The 1,152-nt window shown below is 62.6% G+C and carries 2 protein-coding genes; one reads left to right on the top strand and one right to left on the bottom strand.

Annotated elements, in window-relative coordinates; all coding sequences use genetic code 11:
* Window positions 1–483, top strand: a 483-nt coding sequence (locus tag CQY20_RS34715; RefSeq protein WP_337426337.1) for a glycosyltransferase, incomplete at its 5' end; no start/stop codon positions are given.
* Between the two features lie 306 nt (window positions 484–789).
* On the opposite strand, the gene CQY20_RS35320 is transcribed toward CQY20_RS34715, so the two are convergent.
* The coding region (locus CQY20_RS35320) for a hypothetical protein (RefSeq protein ID WP_207767378.1) at window positions 790–1,152 on the bottom strand (363 nt) is incomplete at its 5' end.

The raw sequence follows: 1,152 nt of genomic DNA, 5'->3' as shown, positions 1-1,152 counted from the left end.
CGGGGCACTAAGCCCAGCGAAGCCGCAGGTCAGCGCATTACTGATTCAAAAACCGGCCAATGGTGTCCGAAGTCAGGCCTGACACGTCCACCCGTGCCTTTTCCACATCGCTCACCACGATCGCGTTACCACTCCCGCAGCATGTGGCGGTTTGAAGCCTCCCCCCGCAGGGCGACTCCGAAGGGCCAGCAATCCTTCATCTCCTGCACAGCACCGCATCAGAAGCTCTACCTACATCGAACTCCTTCCCACGTTCGGGACACACCAGACGGCGAAACCGGTCTGCTGGTGCAACCTGATGAGCCGCAGGCGCTGGCCGATGCGCTCAACGCGTTGGCCCGCGATCAAGAGCGTGCGGAGGCGATGGGTAAAGCCGGCCGGCAACGCGCTATTTCCGAGTTCGATTGGGCCAGCATCGCCTTGCAGACTGCCAAGCTCTACCACGCGGTCGCCAATTCGGCCGCCAAGCCAGTTGACGGCTGACGCTGCCCGGCGGCGCCCTCGGTCTTCTCAACGATGCGCTTGGGACTGCGCTCGCAGCGACCTCACCAGGGCTTACCGGCGACGATGACGTGGCTCTATTGGGCCGCACTGCCTGCCACCGAGTGACCGGGCCCGATGTGGTGGCCAGCTTCATCGACGCCGCCAACACCCACGGACTACCAGCGGCCACCTTGACCGATATGGGTCGGACTAATCTAAGCCAATGGCGAATTGCGTTGATGCGCAATGTTGTTCGGAACCCTATGACAGAAGCTTTTGGCGCGCTTGTAGGTCGACTGGCAGCGGTTAGCGCCCGTCTGACCACGATGCGGAGTAGCGCCGGTCAAGGGCGGCGATCATCCGATCTAATTGAAGGACTTGATGCTTGAGTTCACGGACTTGCAAGCGAGCCCGAGCCATACCGCGCAGCCCGACCAATTCCTGGCGCTCGACACAGGCGCGGAGTCGTGTTTCGGCTTGATCAAGGGCCGCGGTGACCGTCTGTCGCTCATCGGTAAGGGCGACCCGGAAATAAGCCGCCTGGGACGCGTCAGCCGCCCGGCTCTCTGCTGGCAAACGCACCTCAACTGTCTGGCTGTGACAGGTTGATTTGGCCCCGGTAGGACGGTCTGTTTTGGCCCCGTCCGCCCGACTCGCCGGTGCGGTTGT

This window comes from Mycolicibacterium agri (assembly GCF_002553505.1).
GTDB classification, from domain to species: Bacteria; Actinomycetota; Actinomycetes; order Mycobacteriales; family Mycobacteriaceae; genus Mycobacterium; species Mycobacterium agri.
The sequence above is the reverse complement of the archived record's forward strand: the minus strand, read 5'-3'. Positions and strand labels throughout refer to the sequence as shown.